16 protein-coding genes and 1 pseudogene are annotated in these 19,438 nt (G+C 37.9%); 2 read left to right on the top strand and 15 right to left on the bottom strand.

The features are described 5' to 3' along the window. Positions 1 to 104: 104 nt before the first annotated feature. Positions 105 to 1,019: a protease HtpX gene (gene htpX, locus SAY88_RS04510; protein ID WP_250097497.1), complete on the top strand. Its 915-nt coding sequence runs from the start codon at positions 105 to 107 to the stop codon at positions 1,017 to 1,019. A gap of 505 nt (positions 1,020 to 1,524) precedes the next feature. Here the strand turns inward: htpX and SAY88_RS04505 are convergent. From SAY88_RS04505 to SAY88_RS04445, 13 genes and pseudogenes are all read right to left on the bottom strand, one after another. Next, positions 1,525 to 1,770 (bottom strand): annotated as a pseudogene (locus SAY88_RS04505) (IS4 family transposase); the annotation flags it as partial. A gap of 193 nt (positions 1,771 to 1,963) precedes the next feature. Further along, the gene (locus SAY88_RS04500; RefSeq protein ID WP_332629691.1) at positions 1,964 to 4,192 is read right to left on the bottom strand and encodes a glycoside hydrolase family 3 protein; all 2,229 of its coding nucleotides are present in this window, start codon (positions 4,190 to 4,192) and stop codon (positions 1,964 to 1,966) included. Between the two features lie 353 nt (positions 4,193 to 4,545). Next, entirely contained in the window at positions 4,546 to 5,322 is a 777-nt protein-coding gene (locus tag SAY88_RS04495; RefSeq protein WP_332629689.1) for an enoyl-CoA hydratase/isomerase family protein, read from the bottom strand. Between the two features lie 18 nt (positions 5,323 to 5,340). Continuing rightward, entirely contained in the window at positions 5,341 to 6,534 is a 1,194-nt protein-coding gene (locus SAY88_RS04490; RefSeq protein WP_332629686.1) for a thiolase family protein, read from the bottom strand. Between the two features lie 14 nt (positions 6,535 to 6,548). Next, positions 6,549 to 7,349, bottom strand: coding sequence for an enoyl-CoA hydratase/isomerase family protein (locus SAY88_RS04485; RefSeq protein ID WP_332629684.1), 801 nt, complete (start codon positions 7,347 to 7,349; stop codon positions 6,549 to 6,551). Further along, positions 7,333 to 8,181 (bottom strand): 3-hydroxyacyl-CoA dehydrogenase, encoded by an 849-nt coding sequence (locus SAY88_RS04480; RefSeq protein ID WP_332629740.1) that lies wholly within the window; start codon positions 8,179 to 8,181, stop codon positions 7,333 to 7,335. The genes SAY88_RS04485 and SAY88_RS04480 overlap by 17 nt, the downstream gene beginning before the upstream one ends. 111 nt (positions 8,182 to 8,292) lie before the next feature. Next, entirely contained in the window at positions 8,293 to 9,483 is a 1,191-nt protein-coding gene (locus SAY88_RS04475) for a CaiB/BaiF CoA transferase family protein (RefSeq protein ID WP_332629683.1), read from the bottom strand. Between the two features lie 80 nt (positions 9,484 to 9,563). Continuing rightward, entirely contained in the window at positions 9,564 to 10,328 is a 765-nt protein-coding gene (locus SAY88_RS04470) for an enoyl-CoA hydratase/isomerase family protein (RefSeq protein ID WP_332629682.1), read from the bottom strand. Positions 10,329 to 10,536: 208 nt separating this feature from the next. After that, complete coding sequence (locus SAY88_RS04465) at positions 10,537 to 11,358, bottom strand: carbohydrate ABC transporter permease (protein WP_332629680.1); 822 nt, start codon at positions 11,356 to 11,358, stop codon at positions 10,537 to 10,539. Further along, positions 11,355 to 12,302 (bottom strand): carbohydrate ABC transporter permease, encoded by a 948-nt coding sequence (locus SAY88_RS04460; protein WP_332629678.1) that lies wholly within the window; start codon positions 12,300 to 12,302, stop codon positions 11,355 to 11,357. The genes SAY88_RS04465 and SAY88_RS04460 overlap by 4 nt, the downstream gene beginning before the upstream one ends. A gap of 57 nt (positions 12,303 to 12,359) precedes the next feature. Continuing rightward, complete coding sequence (locus SAY88_RS04455; protein WP_332629676.1) at positions 12,360 to 13,661, bottom strand: extracellular solute-binding protein; 1,302 nt, start codon at positions 13,659 to 13,661, stop codon at positions 12,360 to 12,362. A 454-nt stretch (positions 13,662 to 14,115) separates the two neighbouring features. After that, positions 14,116 to 14,667, bottom strand: coding sequence for a DJ-1 family glyoxalase III (locus SAY88_RS04450; protein WP_332629674.1), 552 nt, complete (start codon positions 14,665 to 14,667; stop codon positions 14,116 to 14,118). Continuing rightward, a complete protein-coding gene (locus SAY88_RS04445) occupies positions 14,660 to 15,235 on the bottom strand; it encodes a DJ-1 family glyoxalase III (protein WP_332629671.1) in 576 nt (191 codons plus the stop codon). The genes SAY88_RS04450 and SAY88_RS04445 overlap by 8 nt, the downstream gene beginning before the upstream one ends. 300 nt (positions 15,236 to 15,535) lie before the next feature. Here SAY88_RS04445 and SAY88_RS04440 point away from each other — a divergent pair, with 300 nt between their 5' ends. After that, positions 15,536 to 16,498 (top strand): LysR family transcriptional regulator, encoded by a 963-nt coding sequence (locus SAY88_RS04440; protein ID WP_332629668.1) that lies wholly within the window; start codon positions 15,536 to 15,538, stop codon positions 16,496 to 16,498. 47 nt (positions 16,499 to 16,545) lie between these two features. On the opposite strand, the gene SAY88_RS04435 is transcribed toward SAY88_RS04440, so the two are convergent. Both SAY88_RS04435 and SAY88_RS04430 read right to left on the bottom strand, forming a co-directional pair. After that, positions 16,546 to 17,931, bottom strand: coding sequence for an MmgE/PrpD family protein (locus tag SAY88_RS04435; protein ID WP_332629666.1), 1,386 nt, complete (start codon positions 17,929 to 17,931; stop codon positions 16,546 to 16,548). Positions 17,932 to 18,507: 576 nt separating this feature from the next. Further along, on the bottom strand, positions 18,508 to 19,422 hold the full coding sequence (locus SAY88_RS04430; protein WP_332629663.1) for a Ppx/GppA family phosphatase: 915 nt from the start codon (positions 19,420 to 19,422) through the stop codon (positions 18,508 to 18,510). Between the last annotated feature and the right edge of the window lie 16 nt (positions 19,423 to 19,438).

Genomic DNA, 19,438 nt, shown 5'->3' with positions numbered 1-19,438 from the left:
TTGTTTTATTCCAAGTATTTTACTAGTTACGTCAATTTCTTTTATTAAACCTAACCAAAACATATGGTAAAATAATTTGAGACTATTAATAAATGGAGGCGTATATGGGGAAACGATTACTATTTTTACTTTTAACAAACATTCTAGTTATGACGACGATTGTTATCGTCTGGTCGATTATTACGACATTTACTGATATTGGGGGTTCCTTTGAAACTGGAGGTCCTGGACTTGGAATAGATTTTGTTGCTTTAGGTGCTTTTAGTTTAGTTGTTGGATTCACAGGTTCATTTATTTCTTTAGCGATGTCTAGATGGATTGCAAAAAAGATGATGAAAGTAAAAGTTCTAGATCCAAATGGTTCATTGTCACCACAAGAACGTAGCGTTGTAGAGAAAGTTCACCGACTATCTCGTGCAGCTGGGTTAACACATATGCCTGAAGTCGGAATTTACCATTCTCCTGAAGTAAACGCATTTGCAACGGGGCCATCAAAGAAGCGTTCCCTTGTTGCAGTATCATCAGGACTATTAACGGTAATGGATGATGATGCTGTAGAAGGTGTCATTGCCCATGAGGTAGCGCACGTAGCAAACGGGGATATGGTTACGATGACCCTGCTGCAAGGAGTGGTCAACACATTTGTCGTCTTCTTCTCAAGAATTGCTGCGATATTAGTATCAAGGTTAGTGCGTTCTGAGATGCAGACTGTTGTTCGTTTTGCTGCGATCATTATCTTTCAAATTCTCTTCTCTATCCTTGGGAGTCTTGTCGTTATGGCTTATTCGCGACATCGTGAATTTCACGCTGACCGAGGAGGGGCTGATTTAGCCGGCCGCGATAAAATGGCCCACGCATTGCGTTCATTACAGTCGTATGTTGACCGTGCTAACGTTAGTCGTGGTACTGACGATTCGGCCATTCAAACAATGAAAATTAATGGGAGTAGCGGGATGGCAAAGCTTTTCTCCTCTCACCCTGACTTAAATGAACGAATTGCTCGTTTAGAACAACGTTAAATTAATGTAATGAACCCACTGCTTAAAAAAATTATCAAGACCTAATTTTTAAAAAAGATAAATAAATTAAAGGACATAACATATTTTATGACTAATATGTTATGTCCTTTCTTGTTCAACTAACGCTCTATCCGACCTATCTCTAACCATGTCAGCAATGAGAATGATGATTTAGGTTAGATTCAGCCAACTTCACCTACGTCTTATTTATGTCTAAAAAGACGCATGTAGAAGTATTAATGTATCTGTTTCAGAAAACATGGATTCTTCATTCCAGATATCAGATAGAAAGTTAGATTTAATATTAATTAATCCCCAGAATTTCCCGTAGCTTTCACGGTTATATCCGAACAAGTCGCTCACCCGTACATTCGGAAGTTCGTCAGTTCCTTTCTGCGGACATTCTCACCCTATCTAGTTTTTCAGCCATGCGGCATATCGGATGACATACCTTCTCCATTGAAGTGGCTCTAGCCTTCTTTCTGCCGAATCTACCTGTGCTTCACACCCCTCTTGGCTCATGAGTACCACCCGTTGAAGCCTCCAAACGACTACATAGTTGCGTAAGTGATGTACTAGCGACTTCTTGGCTGACCCAAACAAAAAGGGCGATGAGTTCTTCTGCTTGATACTTACTAGATCGCTTCACAAAACCAACCTTTTTGGCTGTTTCTTTAAGGACTCTTGGCGATAGAAAGCGTTGTATTTCTTGTGCAAAAAGTGTCAGTTCACTAGAGATGATAGGATTCATAAAAAAAACACCATCCTTTCTCGTAAACTTCTTACGATAAACATAGCGTTTTTTCGTTATTAGAGGGATTGTTTTTACTTAGCTTGATGGCGTGTGGAACTACCCCTTTCACAGGATAATTTTGTATAAATTTGGATAATCAACAATACTGTCATTAACTATATAATAATGTTTTATTTTTAATCTACTTCTATCACCGTTTTTTGTAGGTTTTGGTCCTTTCGTCAGAGATGACACCTTTCCAATTCAAACCGTAGGCAAAGTCATAAACATTTCCTTTGGTATCGATATAACATCTCATATCATGAGGAACGTCTTCATATTGCTCTTCAACAGTTTTCATATCTGCTGGCATTTGCATCGGTAATAAGCCAGAGGGTTCAATCTCTCCTGTAATTATCTCTAAAAGTGCTTGGTCTTGAACACCAAAATTAGCTAGAAGAGCATCTGTCTCGCCTTCAAACTCAGAAACTACGGCAGGATTTGATAACATCATAGATACAATCACTGGTTTACCTTTCATTACCTCTCTTGTATTCAGTATTAAGTCCAAATCCGCTTTATTTTTCGTTTCAACCGACTTACCTCTATACGAACGATTGGAAACCTCACGTTGATCACCAGCAATACTGTCTATACGGGCATCTACGGCAGTGTAAGGACTATATTGAAGGCTTATCGGTACATATCCATTACCTCCATTTTCACGATCCTCTTTACTATAACCACTTCCAGAGTCTGGTCCATGAATACATACTAAAGCAAAATCGGCTTTTTCTGGATTATCAGTCACCTTGAAATACTTTTTAACTACATCCAGATTCACCGGATAATTGATTTTATTAGGAATTTTATTTCCGAACCAATCGATTTGTTCAGGATAATAACGTTTAGGTATATAAACAGTTTTACCTTTTTGTAATGGTAGAACCTGCTCCTTATTTTTTAACAGGACAATCGATTGCAGTTGGGCTTTATATCCTTCTTCCATAAACCTAGGATTTCCAACAGTTTTCTTACTTTCGTCCACATCAAGGTACGGATTTTCAAAAAGTCCTGTACGAAAAATGTTTTTTAGTAACTTAACAGCTGACTGTTCAAAGCGTTGGCGCATAAATACTTCCCCATGTTCTTTGACTCCCATTTCATATGCCTCTAAAACAGGACCAACTTCATTATTTCCCCCGAATTGATCGACACCAGCCATGAGAAGCTTATAATGCCGTTCAGCCACTGATAAATGTTCAACTCCCCAAGGTTTTCCCGCAAATAAATCAACTGTCTCTGGTTCATCTGCAGTGATGAGCCAATCCGTACATATAACCCCATCATACTCATATTTCGTACGTAATAGGTCATTAATTAGAAAAGAACTATAGGAATTACCTACATTCTCACCTTTTACCTGATCTTGTTCAAATGAAATTGTGTAATAAGGCATAACAGCTGAAGCCGATTTCGTTTTTCCTTTTAACTTAAAAGCTCCATTAATAAAAGGAATTAAGTGCTCTTCAAAATTATTCCCAGGGTACACAGCGTACTTACCAAACCCCCAGTGCGCATCACGACCAGCTTCGCCAGACCCACCTCCTGGCCAATGTTTGACCATTGCATTAACACTGTCATAACCCCAGCCTTCCGAAATTTCCTTCTCTCCTTCAGATGTTTGAAACCCATCAATGTATGCTCTACCTAAATCAGTAGATAATTGTGAATCTTCCCCAAACGTTCCATTAAACCTGTACCATCTTGGATCAGTTGCAACGTCAATTTGCGGTGATAACGCCGTCGTTATTCCAAGAGCACGATATTCTTTGCTAGCAATTTCTCCAAACTTTTGAACAACTTTAGGGTTAAAGGTTGCTGCAAGTCCTAAGCTTTCCGGCCACATCGAAATTTTCCCTCCAGCACCTTCATTAAATTCTTTACTAGAGTCACTTCCGTGGCGAGGATCGGAACTATTATTAGCAGGAATCCCCATTCCAACTCCTTCAACTAAAGCTTGTACCTCATTATTCCACATAGCTGCAACTTCAGGGCTTTCAACTGTTGTGACAAGAACGTGACGAAGATGATACTGTGTTAAAAATTCCTTTTGTTGGTCTGAGAGCTCCCAGGCATTTTTACCACTCTCTGCAAATGTTTTTCCATTATATGTACTAGTAAAATATCCTCTTGTTGCTGCAGGAATTGATTGGTGGCGACTATATAGCATTAAACCTGCAATTTGTTTAACTGTCATTTTTGATGCAAGGTCTTTTGCGCGTACTTCGGCTGATAAACGCCAATCTTTATATGGCTCAAGTTTCCCACTTTTATTTAAATCCTTAAAAAACATACCGTTTGCTTCTAATATTTGAATACCAGACTTTGTTGAATAACCTAATGTCGGACCTTTATTATTTGTTATATATTTTATCATTGCAGACATCCTTTCTTTTTTCAAAAAAGGTATTAGAACATCAACTAATTGGCTATAGGTTCCTTTTTTTCATTTCTACTACCTCAATTTTTAAACACGTTCTAACCACTTTATTTAAATAGTTGTGGCATTTTTGTTTTTAAATAGTTGATACTTATTGCAATACTTTCAAATGGTGTACGTCGGATTATATGCTGTTCAACTATCCACCATTAAATTATCAGAAACAGTAGATAATCCCCAACCATTAACGTTATTTAGCCCTTGCTCGGCAGGAGCATTCGATTTTTAAGCGCATTTTTTAAGGTTTTTATTTTCAAACAAGCTCAATACAAACTAATTTGACTACTACATTATTCTCCCTTAAACACTGGTGGACGCTTTCCCTGGAAAGCATCCACTCCTTCTTTATGATCCAATGTTGTCCCTACAACCGATTGTAAATTGCGCTCCAACTCCAAATTGGATAATAAATCTGATGTAAGTGCACGGTTAGCTAATCTTTTAATTTGCCCAAATGCAAAAGAGGGTCCTTTAGCTAGTTTTTGAGTGTAGCTCATGGCATGCTGGTGTATTTGATCAGCAGGACAAACCTGGTTGACCAACCCCCACTCCTTTGCTTGATAGGCACTTAATGGACTGGCTTTGAAAAATAATTCCTTTGCCCGATAAGCACCAACTTGTTGAGTCAGAAAATACATCGCACCACCGTCTGATACCAATCCAACCTTAGAAAAGCTTAAGACAAACTTAGCATCCTCCGCTGCAACGATCTGATCAGCAGCAAAAGCGAAGCTAGCTCCTAGCCCTGCCGCAAAACCATGGACGGCTGCAACAATCGGTTTTTCTAATTCTGTCATCGAGAGAATGATGTCGTTAACCTGTCCCAACATCGAAAATCGAGAAACAGGAGTTCGCTCCTCCATCTGTGAAATATCACTACCAGAACAAAAGGCTCGACCAGCACCGGAAATTAATACTACTCTTACTTCTCTATTCTTCTTGGCCTTATTCAAAGCTTCAAGCAAGCCTTCACGCATCTCTGTATTCATAGCATTCAACACATCCGGCCGATTTAACGTAACAGAAAGTACGTTTTCCTCAACTTCAACAATCACTGCTTTTTCCACTCTGTTTCCCCCCAATCGTTAGCTCCGCATACTTTCAACAATGGTCGTAATCCCTTGACCTCCTCCTATGCAGAGGGTAACCATCCCATATTTTTCACTCCGACGTTCCATCTCATGGATTAGCTTGGTCATAAGGATCGCTCCTGACCCTCCTATCGGATGCCCTAACGCGATTGCCCCTCCATTCACATTAACACGTTCGATGTTCAAGTTTAATTCCTGGATAACAGCTAACGCCTGTGCAGCAAATGCTTCATTTAGTTCAATCAATCCAATATCCTCCAATGATAGTCCTGCCATTTTTAATGCTTTTCTCGTAGCTGATACAGGTCCTATCCCCATAATTTCAGGCCCTACACCCGCCACTGCTTGGGCAATAATTCGAACCTTAGGCTTCAATCCATACTTTAGTGCGCTATCTTCGGACATCATCAAAACCGCACCTGCACCATCATTTCGTCCACTGCTATTACCAGCGGTAACCGATCCACCATCTTTAAATACAGGATTTAGTTTACTCAATTTGTCTAGACTTGTTAGACGTGGATGCTCGTCGATATCAAAAGTAATGTCTTCCTTCTTATTCCTGACGTAAAAAGGAACAATCTCCTTCTTGAAACGTCCTTTTAAGATCGCATCTTGAGCAAGTTTCTGGCTCCGAAATGCGAATTCATCTTGTTCTTCTCTTGATATATGGTACTTGTCTGCAAGATTCTCTGCCGTTAAGCCCATAGTTAAATTTCCAAAGTCTTCGATAGGCTGTGAACGGGGCTGACTTTCTGTATTTGGATCAAGAATTTCCCCATTCCCCGCCCCTAACCCATAGCGTGCATGGCGAATATAGTAAGGGGCCGTACTCATACTTTCTGCTCCACCTGCAATAATTACGTCCGAGATTCCGCACTGAATCTGCTGCGTAGCATTATTAATGGCCTGCAGTCCAGCCCCACATTGCCGATGCACCGTATAACCAGGTACCTCAACAGGAAGACCCGCACGAAGTAGAGATAACCGTGCTAGGTTGGCAGAATCTGTACTCTGTTTGGCCTGACCCATAATCACTTCGTCAATCGCATGAGGTTCTATCTCTGTTCGGGCGATTACTTCCTCAATGACTTTAGCCGCTAAAAAATCGACCAAAACATCCTTTAAACTCCCTCCCATTCGACCAACCGCAGTACGAACGGAATCGATAATCACTACGTTTCTCATGTTAACTCCTCCTTTTATCTATTCAGAAAATTTGGTGTCCTTTTCTCAAGGAATGCCTGTATTCCCTCGTTTTTATCATCGGTTCCAAACGCAATACTTTGTGCCATTTTTTCAAGCATCATGGCGGTATCAAGATCCACATCAAAGCCGCGATGAACAACCATTTTAGCTAATTGAACAGCAACAGGACCCTTTTTCATAATTTGGGATGTCGTTTCCTTTACTGCGTCCCATAATTGTTCATAAGGGACAGAACGTGAAACTAACCCAATAACTTCTGCTTCCTTTCCCCCAACGAGCTTGCCGGTCAGAATCATGTCCATTGCTCTTCCCTTGCCAATGATACGTCCCAAACGCTGGGTTCCTCCTGCAGCTGGAATGATGGAGAGGTTCAATTCAGGGAGTCCCATAAGACTATGGTCTGCAGCTATTCTAATATCACAAGCTAAAGCCAGCTCACAACCACCTCCCAAGGCATATCCATTAATTACTGCTATGGTTCCTTTAGAACAGTTTTCAATTCTCTTGTATGTGGCTTGCATTCCTGGTAGAAGGGCTTCTAGTATGCTTCTTTCCTGAAGTTGCTTGATATCCGCTCCGGCTGCAAAAGACTTTTTTCCTTCCCCTGTAATGACTATGACCTTTACTTCACTGAGTTGTTCGCATAGGTTAATCGCTTCTTCCAATTCTAACAGTGTTTCCCAATTAAGAGCGTTTCTCTGTTCAGGACGATTAATTTTAATAAATCCAATCCCTTCGTTTACTTCAAAAAGAAGATATTGAAACCGATTTTTTGAATTATTTGTTGTAAACATAGAAGCCAGCTCCCGTCTTTCTCCCTAGTCTTCCTGCCTTCACATACTTTACTAACAGAGGGCAAGGACGATATTTTTCACCTAACGTTCTCTGAAGGTACTCCATGTTTCGCAACCGTGTGTCTAACCCTACTAAGTCAGCTAATGCTAAAGGACCCAAGGGATGATTAAGGCCTAACTTCAGAGCTTTGTCGATATCTTCCGCAGAGGCTACTCCTTCCATAAGCATATTCATGGCTTCGTTACCGATTAAGCAGTTCATCCTGCTCGTGACAAAGCCAGGAAATTCGTTTACTTCTACGGTTTCTTTATTCATGCTCTTAGCTACTTCTTTAACACTAGCAACTGTTTCATCTGTTGTCTCTAATCCCCGAACCAACTCGATCAGTTTCATCTTATGAACAGGATTGAAGAAATGCATAGCTAAACATTGGCCTGGCCTAGAAGTTTGTGCCCCAATTTCTGTCGGACTCATCGTTGATGTATTGGTAGCTAAGATAGCATGACGTGGTGAATGTTCATCCAATTGTTTGAATACTTCAATTTTCAACTCCATTAACTCAAGAACCGCTTCAATCACCAGGTCTGCAGAGGAGCTAGCTTCTGCCAGACTTGAAGTAAACGTTAAATGTGCTATTGCTTGTTCCTTTTGTGCGTACTGTAGGTATCCTTTTTCCACACTTTTTCCCAATTCTTCATATATATAAACTTTTGCCTTTTTCAGAGACTCGGACGAGATATCCTGCAAGGCCACATGATATCCAGAGATAGCGGCTGCATAGGCAATACCTCTTCCCATCACGCCACTACCAATAACGGCAATTTTCCTAATCATCAATTTATACTCCCTTCAGCTACTTCTGTCTAATGCATAATTAGATTCGATTATTCCTGTATAAATACCCAGGTAGTCCCTTATCATTTATGAAATTGACTCAATTATCTAAATTACTCCCTCGTTTTGTAAATTTTCAATTATATCGTCTGTGTAACCCAATTTGTTAATTAATATTTCTTCAGTATGTTCAGATAACAGTGGAGGGGCCATTCTTACCGAGTAAGGTGTCTCAGAGAAATTAACAGGAAAACCCAACAGCTTTAAATTCCCTATTTTTTTATGGTCAACTTCAATAACCATTTCGTTTGCTAAAACTTGTGGATCTTTCATCACTTCTTCTAATTCATGCACCGGGGAAACAGGAAGTTTAAATTGGTCCAATTTTCCCGTCCAATGTTCTCTGGTATTTGTTTCAAACACCTTTTGCAGCAAAGGGATTAGTACATCTCTGTTTTCAATTCTCAATTTGTTAGTTTTAAATCTTTCATCTTCATAAAGATAAGGTTGGTCTATTGCTAAACAAAAATTCTTCCATGCTTTATCATTTGTAGCGCCAGTAATTATAAATCCATTTTGAGTATGAAAAGCTTGATAAGGTACAAGATGCCAAAGGCCTGATCCGAATCTCGGAGGATTAATCCCTGCATTTAAATGATTAACTGCATGATAACCCAAAAATGTGATAGCAGTTTCTAAAAGAGAAACATTTATATGTTGACCTGTACTTTTCCTCCTATTTAATCCTAACAAGGCAGTTAAAACTCCATTATAGGCTAATAAACCAGTCCCAATATCTATATAAGAAGATCCTACTCTAATAGGGTCTTGTCCTTCCTCGCCTGTCATTGACATCATCCCACTATAGGCTTGAACCATTAAATCATATCCTGGTCTAGAACTTAAATCACCTTTAGTACCATAACCAGAAATTGTACAATAAATAAGATCTGGATTTATTGAATGAAGTGTTTCATAATCGATCTTTAATTTCTCTGTAACTCCTGGTCTAAAACTTTCAATTAATACATCTGCTTTTTTTACTAATTCATATAATATCTCAATTCCTTTTTCGTTTTGTAAGTCCAAAGTAATATCCTTTTTATTTCTGTTTACGCTCATATAATTACAGCTTTCTCCATTTATATAAGCAGCCCAATTTCTATTTTCATCGCCTTTACCTGGGCGCTCGATTTTTATTACTTCAGCTCCCATGTCACCAAGCATTTGACCACACAGTGGGCCGGCAATAACTTTGCTTAAATCAATGACAGTAATTCCATCAAGAATTCCATTCATTCTACTCTATCTCCTTGTGTAAAATATTCTAAGTCTTATATCTATTTTTTAGTAAGCTGCTACCCTGTAATTTGTTTAAATTATCGTGACAAAAATGCATCAATTTTTTCCTTAGCTTCCTCACTTGCTGTACAAATTGAAGATATTTCAATTCCATAATTCACAGCATTTTGATAATCCATATCTTCTATACTTCTCAGGTAACTTTTTTCCATTATTAGTGCTGTTTTACTTTTAGAAACTAAATCCTCAATGTATTCTCTTACCTTTTGTTCAAATATTTCACTAGAATAATAGCTTGTAATTAATCCAATGCTTAACGCCTCTATTGCATCAATTACTTTTCCTGTAAGTAATAAATCAACAGCCTTCTTTTTAGGTACATTTCTTAACAGCTCAACACAAACCATAGATGGTGCGAGTCCAAGTTTTATCTCCGAGTAACTAAATTTTGCGGATTTATCTACTAACGCAACATCACACCATGAAACAAGACCAGCTCCAACTCCCATCGCATAACCTTGCACTACTGCTACTGTTGGTAGATGACAATTACGAAGTGCAAAATTTAACTTCGCCGGTAGGTCATATTCATCTCTTATTTCATATGAAGTTGAAAGTTTTTGGATCCTTTGAAAACTAGATATATCTCTTCCTGCACAAAAGACTCCCTCAACTCCCCTTATCACAACAATTTTGCAATCTTTATATTCCTTAACTCTTTCAATACTTTCAATAATTTCTAAAAACATTTCATCTGTTAAAGCATTCTTTTTTTCAGGGCGATTTATTGTTATTGTCGCTATAGGTCCATCAATTCCCAAATTGATTTTATTACTTTTCATACTTAATTCACTCCTCTTACAAGATCATTTAGGATCGGAAACATACATTTCTTGCACCAGAACCAGATCGGCAACAGCTGTCACTCAAGATTTCGAAATGTTTGACAATTCGTTAAATAAATATCGCTAATATTGCCGCAGCCGATCACTCCAACCTTCACTCTCTCCATTTTCTCTCAGCCTTCCGCGCCTTCGTTCTAAACGATCATTATCCTTTTACAGCCCCTCCTGTTAAGCCTTTAACAACCTTTTCTTGTGTGAACAAGTACACAACAAGCAACGGTAGACTCGCTAATGTTAGAGCCGCCATTAATCCAGGAACATTAACTGAAAATTCACCATAAAAGTTCTGCAAGCCGAGCGGCAATGTCATATTCTCCGGACTAGAAACTAACACTAATGCAAAGATAAACTCATTCCACAGATTAATAAAGTTGTAAATAAACACTGCCATTAAAGCAGGGGTAAGCATTGGCAGCATTACCCTCCAAAATATGCCAAAGTGAGAACAACCATCAATCTTTGCTGCTTCTTCTAATGATTTCGGTATTTCCTGCATAAACTGAGTCAAAATAAAAATTGAAATAGGTAAGCTGAATGCGATATACGGTCCTAACAATGCCCATAAATTGTCGTACAATCCCATGTTTTGTGACAGCTTAAATACCGGAATTAACGTTGCGTGAATTGGCAGCATCATTCCTGAAATAAACAGTAGAAACAGCGGACGATTAAATCGGAAGTTCATTCTGCTTAGCGGATAGCTCGCTAAAGCCGCAATGAACATCACAGTAAAAACCGCGACGATTGAAACAAGTATGCTGTTCAGGAAATATCTTGTCAGTCCCATTTCAAAAACAGCAGCATAGTTTCCAAGTTCAAGAGACGCAAAAATGGCAAATGGCTTTTCATAGAACGTACTTTGATCTTTTAAAGAAGTCGAGATCATATAAACAAATGGATAACCTGTAAAAACAAGAAGCAATAGAGCAAGCCCATATAACGGAATCTTCTTTAACGTTCGAATCATGAATAGGCTCCTTTCTTTTTCCGACTATAATCGATTACTTGAATAATCACCGTGACAATTAATGCAATAAGGAACATCACAAAGGCAATCGCACTTGCATACCCCATATTGAAATTAATAAATGCTTGTTTAAACATGTACGTTCCCATCAGCTCTGTTGCGTGGTTTGGCCCGCCGCCGGTCATAATATAGAAAATATCAAATGCTTTTAATGAACCGACAATCGCTAAAATCGATGAGGTAACAATAGTCGGGACAAGTAATGGCAGTGTAATATGAAAGAATTTGTGCAAAGCATTTGCTCCATCAATTTGAGCTGCTTCATATAAATCATCTGAAATGCCAACGATTGCTGCCTTAAATAAAATCATGTAAAACGGGGCAAACTGCCATACAACAACTAATAAAATCGCAAACATTGCCGTATTTTCATTACTTAACCATTCGACATTTTGAAATCCAAAAAAGGTAATCAACTGATTGATGATCCCATCAATCGGATCGAACAAAAATACCCATAACAACCCAACAGCTACTGTTGACATTAAAAAAGGAAGAAAATAAACACTGTTAAAAAAACGAAGTCCCTTAATCGGTGCAAAAAGCATCAAAGCCATAATTAAACCAAGAGGGATTTGTACAAAAACAGATGTAAAAACAACCCAAAAATTATTGGTTAATGATGTCCAAAAGATAGCATCGTTAAACAGTTGAATATAATTTTGAAGCCCAATAAATGTTTTATTACTCGTTCCATCCCAACTATAAAAGCTATAAATTGATGTTGCTAGAATCGGATACAGTACATAGACGACATAAACCAAAAGGGCCGGGGCTATAAAAAGAACAATCGTCATTGCTTTCTTAAAATTTTTATAGTTTGCTTGCTGCGCAACCTTTGTTACTGCTTTGCTTCTATTCATTTCGACATCCTGCGTATTCATTGATTCGCTCCTCCATAGATGATTTTAAGAAGGGGGTACTTCTCCCCCCTTTACTTTTTAATCTAGAAATTCTTTCGCCCTTTCTTCCATTTTCTCTGCGGCTTCTTCCGGTGTCATCGATAAGCCAAAGAGTGCTTGTGTTGTATCTTTGTGTAATTCAGCAAGCTCTGGAGGAAGTGTTTGATCGTATGGCATTTGAATATGTGACGCATGTTGCGCAACATCATAGAATTTCTTTACAAATTCATCATTGGGTACAACGCCTTTAATCCCCGTTAGAGCACCTGTCTCTGTGTATTTTTGTGCTAGCTCCTTACTTGTTAGGGCCTTAATAAACTCGGCAGCTAAGTCTGGGTGTTCTGATTTTGAATAGACCGACCATACTGGACCAGTAGAACCGCCAACTTGAGTTTGATCTCCTTTACCCTCTGGTACTGAAGGGAATAAGAAGAAATCAAGTTTTTCCTCAAATTCAGGTGCTTCTAACCTTACATTATTTAAGAAAGAACTCTGTATATTTATCATTGCGGCTTGTCCCGAATACAATAATTGACGGCCGCGTCCTTCATCATACGGAATGCCATTAAACCCTGGGTTAAACGCTTCCATTTTCACCAAATCCTGTATATACCTCCCAGCTTCCACATATGCAGGATCGTCAAAACCTCTGCCTTTTCTATGAAAAGCGCTGTCAAATAAATCAGGACCTGCAATACGACTAGCGAAATTCATTAAATAATAGGAACCCGGCCATTTCGATTGGTTTGTTAAAGCAATTGGAATGACATTATTCTCTTTTAATGTCTTAATGACTTCAGTAAATTCCTCATATGTTTTTGGCTCCTCGAGTCCATGCTCTTCAAAGATTTCATTATTATAAAACACAACATCTAATGCCAGCCCTAATGGGACCCCATAAACTTTTTCATCAAATGTTCCGTTATTTAATGCCAATTCTAAATAATGATCTTTATCAACTTTATCCGTAATATCTAGAACATTGCCTTGATCTACAAAGTGTCTTAACCAACCGCCGCCCCAGCTTTGAAATACATCCGGAGGGTTCCCCCCTGCCATGGCTACCGATAGTTTTTGTTTGTAAGCATCATTTGGCATTCGGAGAACGTTCACTTTAACCCCGGGATTTTCTTCTTCAAACTTTTGTGTAGCTTCTTCAAGAAGAGCTTCTCTTTCTCCAGTTGCAAAGTGCCAAAACTCAATGACTTTTTCATCTACAGAACTACTGTCATTGTTACTAGACTCTGAACCACCAGATGATATTTCTTGATTACTTCCCCCGCTACAAGCAGCTAATAAAAGCATGGAAAAACTAATGAGTAAAGCCATTACTTTTTTCAATACAAATCCCCCTTGTTTTTTGAGTGAACTCCCACTACTTAGCAAGCTTGAAGTGAGGGCTTCCTGCTTCTACAACTATTGCTTACAAAAGTAAGTCTTATGAAGTTCCATAGGCGTAAATTCGGGGCGTTCCGACCCTAATTTACGAAACGTTTCTAAAGTACCTTGGATATTTCACGAGTAGAAGGCGCTTGGTTTTCGCATAATTTCTCTACTCAACCTCATATTTCCAGTTAACAAAGGACCGTGAAGTGGAAGCAGATTTGAGCAAAAAGAAACTGATGCTCGATTTAGTCTGTAATAGGCACTTGGGAAACAGCAGACTCCTTACGATTACGTACAGAAGCATTCTAAATCCTGAATATACCTAGGTTTAAAAATGCAATTTTCAACTTTAACTATAATAAAGCCATTTTTAAGATAATTAATGCTCATCCTCTTTTATCTATTTTCCTTATTTGCCCCCGGCAAAATTGTATAACATTCTTTCACGAAGGACTGTTGTATCTTTACCAAATATTTCTGCAATCTTATATGCAAATGGATAAGGTGTTGCTGGTCCCTGACTTGTAACAAGATTCTGATCAGCTACAACAACTTCTTCTTTAAAAATGCCCCCAATCAGCTTTTCTGCATAACCCGTATACCCTGTTACTCTTTTTCCTTCAATTACTTTGGCATCAGATAGAACTGTAGTACCAGAACACATAGCACCTATATATTTATTTTGATCATTAAAATATTGCACCATTCTTATGACTTCTGGATTTTCTCTCAAGTTCTGCCCCCCAGGACGTCCACCTGGCAAAACGATCATGTCATATTCTTTTACTTCTTCGCCAAAAGCTTTATCCCCCTCAACATACATACCGTGCATTCCTTTTACGAGCTTTTCGCCAAAATAAAATGTATCACATGTAAGCTCTGCTCTTCTTAAGATATCTACTATAGTTAATGTCTCGCCTTCTTCATAACCTTCTGCCATCAACACCGCTATCTTAACCATGATTCTCCTCCTTTTCAGCATCAAATGCATTAAAATAAACCATGCGATTTTTCACTGCTAAACTATCTCCGCCAAGTACATCTACCAACTTATACGCAAATGCGTAAGCGGTTGCAGGCCCGCGACTAGTAACTAAATTACCATCTACCACAACAATATCCTCTTTAAAAGTCCCTGTTGTTTCTATCTTTTGATCATATCCTACATACGCTGTAAAATTTTTGCCTTCTAATATACCTGCTTTTTCTAAGACAATTGGTGCAGCACACATGGCACATACAAATTTACCAGCATGATCCATCTCCTGTAACAGCTTAATCACTCTATCATCATCTCGTAGATTTTTCGCCCCTGGTAAACCGCCAGGAAGTACAATCATATCGTACTCTTTTACATCATCACTAATGATTGCATCCGCTTTTACTACGATGTCATGACCACCACGAACCATATCACCTCCTGTACCTATCATGTGGCACTCAATATTGGCTCTTCTTAAGATATCCACTATAGTTAATGTCTCACCTTCTTCAAATCCTTCTGCTAAAATAACTGCAACTTTACTCATGTTCACCATCCTCCTACTTGTTTTAAAGTGTTGGCTGTTTCTACTCTTCCATTCTGTACTTTGTCATATTCCTCAGTACATTGAAAACTGTTAGTTTGAGCAAAACAAGCCTTAACATACCCATAGTTTAACAAGCATGAACTCAACGAGAAAGCACATAATAATTTCATATATGTAATAATAAGTTGCAGATCTACACTCAAATTTAACAAATCTATTTGGTTCTTTTCAGTTTAGATAGGACTTTACAGTAGCTACTCTCTATGTTAAATTGGCATAATAAAAATTCCGGAGGACTTTATGTTAAACAATTACAAGTATTTTCTTGTTCTTGCTGAAGAATTGAATATATCTAGAGCAGCAAAGCGGCTTTTTATCACTCATCAAAACTTGAGTAAATATCTTAAAGGGTTAGAAGAAAAATATGGCGTTACTTTTTTTGAAAGGAAGCCAAAATTTGTATTAACTCCTGCAGGTAAAATCATGTTAGACACTCTACGTCAAATAGAACTTTCGGAACAAAATTTAGAAAATCAACTAGTGGACATAAAAGAGGCTAAATCAGGTATTATTCGTATTGGTATTACTGAAAGTCGTTATCCAATCTTAGTTCCTAAACTATTAAAAGAATTTCACAGCCTTTACCCTAGAGTTAAGTTAGATATTCATCGTACAACCTCACCACAGATGCAGGAAATGGTACTCAATAATTCCCTTGATTTATGCCTCTCCGGCATAACTAATTTAGTTACACATGACCTAAAATACGAGATAGTCTTAAATGAGCATATGTACATTGTAATTTCTGACAACTTACTGAAACAGTATTTTCCAAATAGCTACCCAGAGTGTAAAGAGACTTTTGCCAAAGGTGCAGACTTACAGTTATTTCAGCAAGTCCCTTTCGTTCTTAATAAGAAAAGTTTCAATTCTCGTATACTTCTAGATAAGCATCTATCTGAAAAGGGAATATCTTTGAATTGCATTAATGAGTTGACTCAGCCTGATACACATCATCTATTATGTGCAGAAGACTATGCTGCTAGTTTTGTTTTAACCATGTTCTTGTCTGGAATCAACCAACTGAATAAGTTTAATTACACTCACTCTTATCTGAATGTATTCCCAATTGCGGACTTTAAATCAGTTAATCCTCTTGGATTGATTTATCATAAAAACAAAAAATTCCCACAGTATGTTCAAGATTTGAAAGTACTTATTAAACGATACTGTAATCCATATTCCATACTTATTGAAAAATAAAAAACGTCGTAGCGAATGATTAAAGATCATTCGCTACGACGTTTTTTTTATAATCGAAACAACATTGAGATATTATCAATACTCTCCAGATTCTTCAGAAGATCAAATCTCTCATCTTTTGTTTTTTCAAAAGGGGTTCCTGCAATCAAATTATCAAATTTTAATTTCAGTATATCCCATCCAAATGGTGTTTCCTTATCTCCTAAAGGAACTGAAGCCCACCTTTCATAAACTTGTCCCTCAAAAGTTACTAAGATAACTTTAGCTGCACAAAAATGCGTAGGGTTCTTTGCTAAGTATTCTTCAATTTTTTCATCTTTCGTAACTGTAATTTTTTGAACCAATTCTTGAATTTCAGGATCATTGAAGCTCTTAAATATTAACTCTTCTGAATCCATACGACCATATTTTAATGCCACTGCTGAAGTAAACTGAGTGCTTGCTTGCGCACCAATTGCAGTTTTAGGCTTAGGATTTGATAGTCGATGTACAAACGAAGATGTTTTCACTTCGACAGATTTAATCAATGCTGGTGTAAGAGTATAACTTTCCCTTAAGTCTAACATCGCATCTAACGTTGCATGAAGCCCTCGCTGACAAGCATGGCGTTTAAAATATATGCTAGTAACTTTAAAATCTTTGCCCAGGTTGCTCAATACGTGACTCATATCACAATGACCACTAGTGCCTTTAAACGCTTGAAAAAATCCATATTTTCCTTCAAGAGCTGCATCGGGCCCGGTAAAGCCACACGAAGCAAGTCTTACTGCTCTCATACCAGTTAATGCACCCCAACCACTGCACATAATCTTTCCAGAAGTTCCGTCATTTTGATATTCAATTAATCCTCCTGTAAACAAAGAAGCAATTCCCATAGCATTCTTTGTTTTTGTAGCATCCGCACCAGTAATCTTAGAAATTAACGCTGCTGCTGCAACTGCACCACAAACGCCAGTAGCATCAAAACCTCTTTCGCGGTACATAAAAGGATTTATTGCCTCGCCTAAACGAGCATATACATCATAAGCTGCTACAATAGCTGTGATCATCTCTTTACCTTCATTTTTGTATAGATGAGCCATGCTGAGTAACAGTGGTACCAATCCTGAACCAGGATGCCCCATAGCATGCCGATAACCATCATCCAAATCAGCACAGCGTGCCATCATAGTGTGTACAAAAACAGCAGTGTCAGAACCGGTTAAGATCTCTTCTTTGCCTATCAAAGGTACTAAATCCTCGTTCTTCACTACGGTATCTGCTAATTTTGCATACTCCATAATGCGGTCACTTGCTTCACAGTAGCGCCCGAACACCATGTTCCCATATGAGTCTAAAATCACCTGTTTTCCTACCTCAATTGCTCTTTCTGATAAGTCTTCATATCTAAGATTTGCTACGTAATCTGCTAATTCATAAATTAAATAATCCATAATATTTTACCTTTCTTATCTCGTTTTCTTTATACATCCTAATTAATCTCTTGTATGGAACACCACCTAAACCAATTATGAAAAAATTGTCCTGCAATTTAAAGCACACGTTATTTACAATTATGTAACTTTTATTTGCAAACATTGGCTTAATCGGTTCTGGTACAAAAACTTCAGGGCAATTGCAAGCAATCTATAAATCTTGGACATATTGGTACTATTACTCTAAAAAAGGTGTGTGATCGGTATAAAGAGAAAAAATTATCCAAACAGAATCACTATCAACCTGATATTATCTTAATAAAAGTAAGATGGTCCTATTTGGTGGAAATGATGGAGGAACGAGGTTTGTGTATTGCTCACGCCACCATTATGCGTTAGGCGCATCAAAAGAAAAGAGGATATATGCTCATATATTGAACATATTATCCTCTTAATTAGTATAGTCTATTTAATTAGGTTAAGGCAGTGGGTTTTGTTTTGGGAAAATTCCATATAGAAACAGCAATTTCAAATTTATTTGTTATCTTAAATTTAATCTATTAATTAAGCATCGTTAGAGCCACTGAGACATTTTTAATTTTTAACGGTCTTTCTGACAACTTCTTCATACACTACTCCATCACGTATCGTTTTCTCACTATAAACAAAATAAGGAGCTTCAACAACTTCCATTAATGTTAAAATCGTTTGTACACTTGGAATGATAATATCTTGCCGCTTTTTAGAGAGTCCTTTTATTTTCGAACGCTTACTAGTTGGCAAGGAAGCAATCGTAGCAAAGACCTTCTGAATATCGTAAGCTTTCATCTTAGTTTTATTCCCTCTCTGTTTTTGAAACACTCGTGCTAAGCTACGTGCACTGCCGCCAATACCAATCACAGGATACCTTGCTTGATTCAACCATGAAAGACTTTCAAACTGAGTGGTCAAATAATATTTCAATCGAGCAAGTTGTTTATCACTCAAATGCTCACCCTTTGTGAAATCACGGTCTAATGTTATTGCCCCAAACGGAAAGCTATAATAATGGACAAGCTTCTGATCTTGAAACAGTGTGATTTCCGTACTTCCACCACCGGTATCGATCGTAATGCCATTTTTTATATCCATGGAATGGACAACACCAACATAACCGTAATACGCTTCTTCATATTCGCTAAAAACACGAAATGAAAAACCAGTTTGTTTGTTAATTTCCTCAAGAATATTTCTCTTATTAGTAGATTGTCTAATGACCGCCGTAGCAAATCCGATGACTCGACTTATCTGATAAGCACGAATTATCTTTTTAAATTCTAATAATGTATTTATGATAAGATTCAGGCCATCATCAGCTAGCTTTTCTTGTATGTCTATATAATTAATTAGACGTGCTGGAACTTTCACCTTTTCTACTTCCTTGAAATTGCCTTGATGATTCATTTTGTACACAACTAAACGGATTGAATTAGACCCAAGGTCAATAAGAGCAACTAGATTCTCCTTCATTGCCACACTTCCTTGT

Origin of the sequence: Halalkalibacter flavus (assembly GCF_036663575.1) — a bacterium.
GTDB lineage: Bacteria > Bacillota > Bacilli > Bacillales > Bacillaceae_D > Halalkalibacter > Halalkalibacter flavus.
This window is presented reverse-complemented; position numbering and strand designations above follow the sequence as displayed.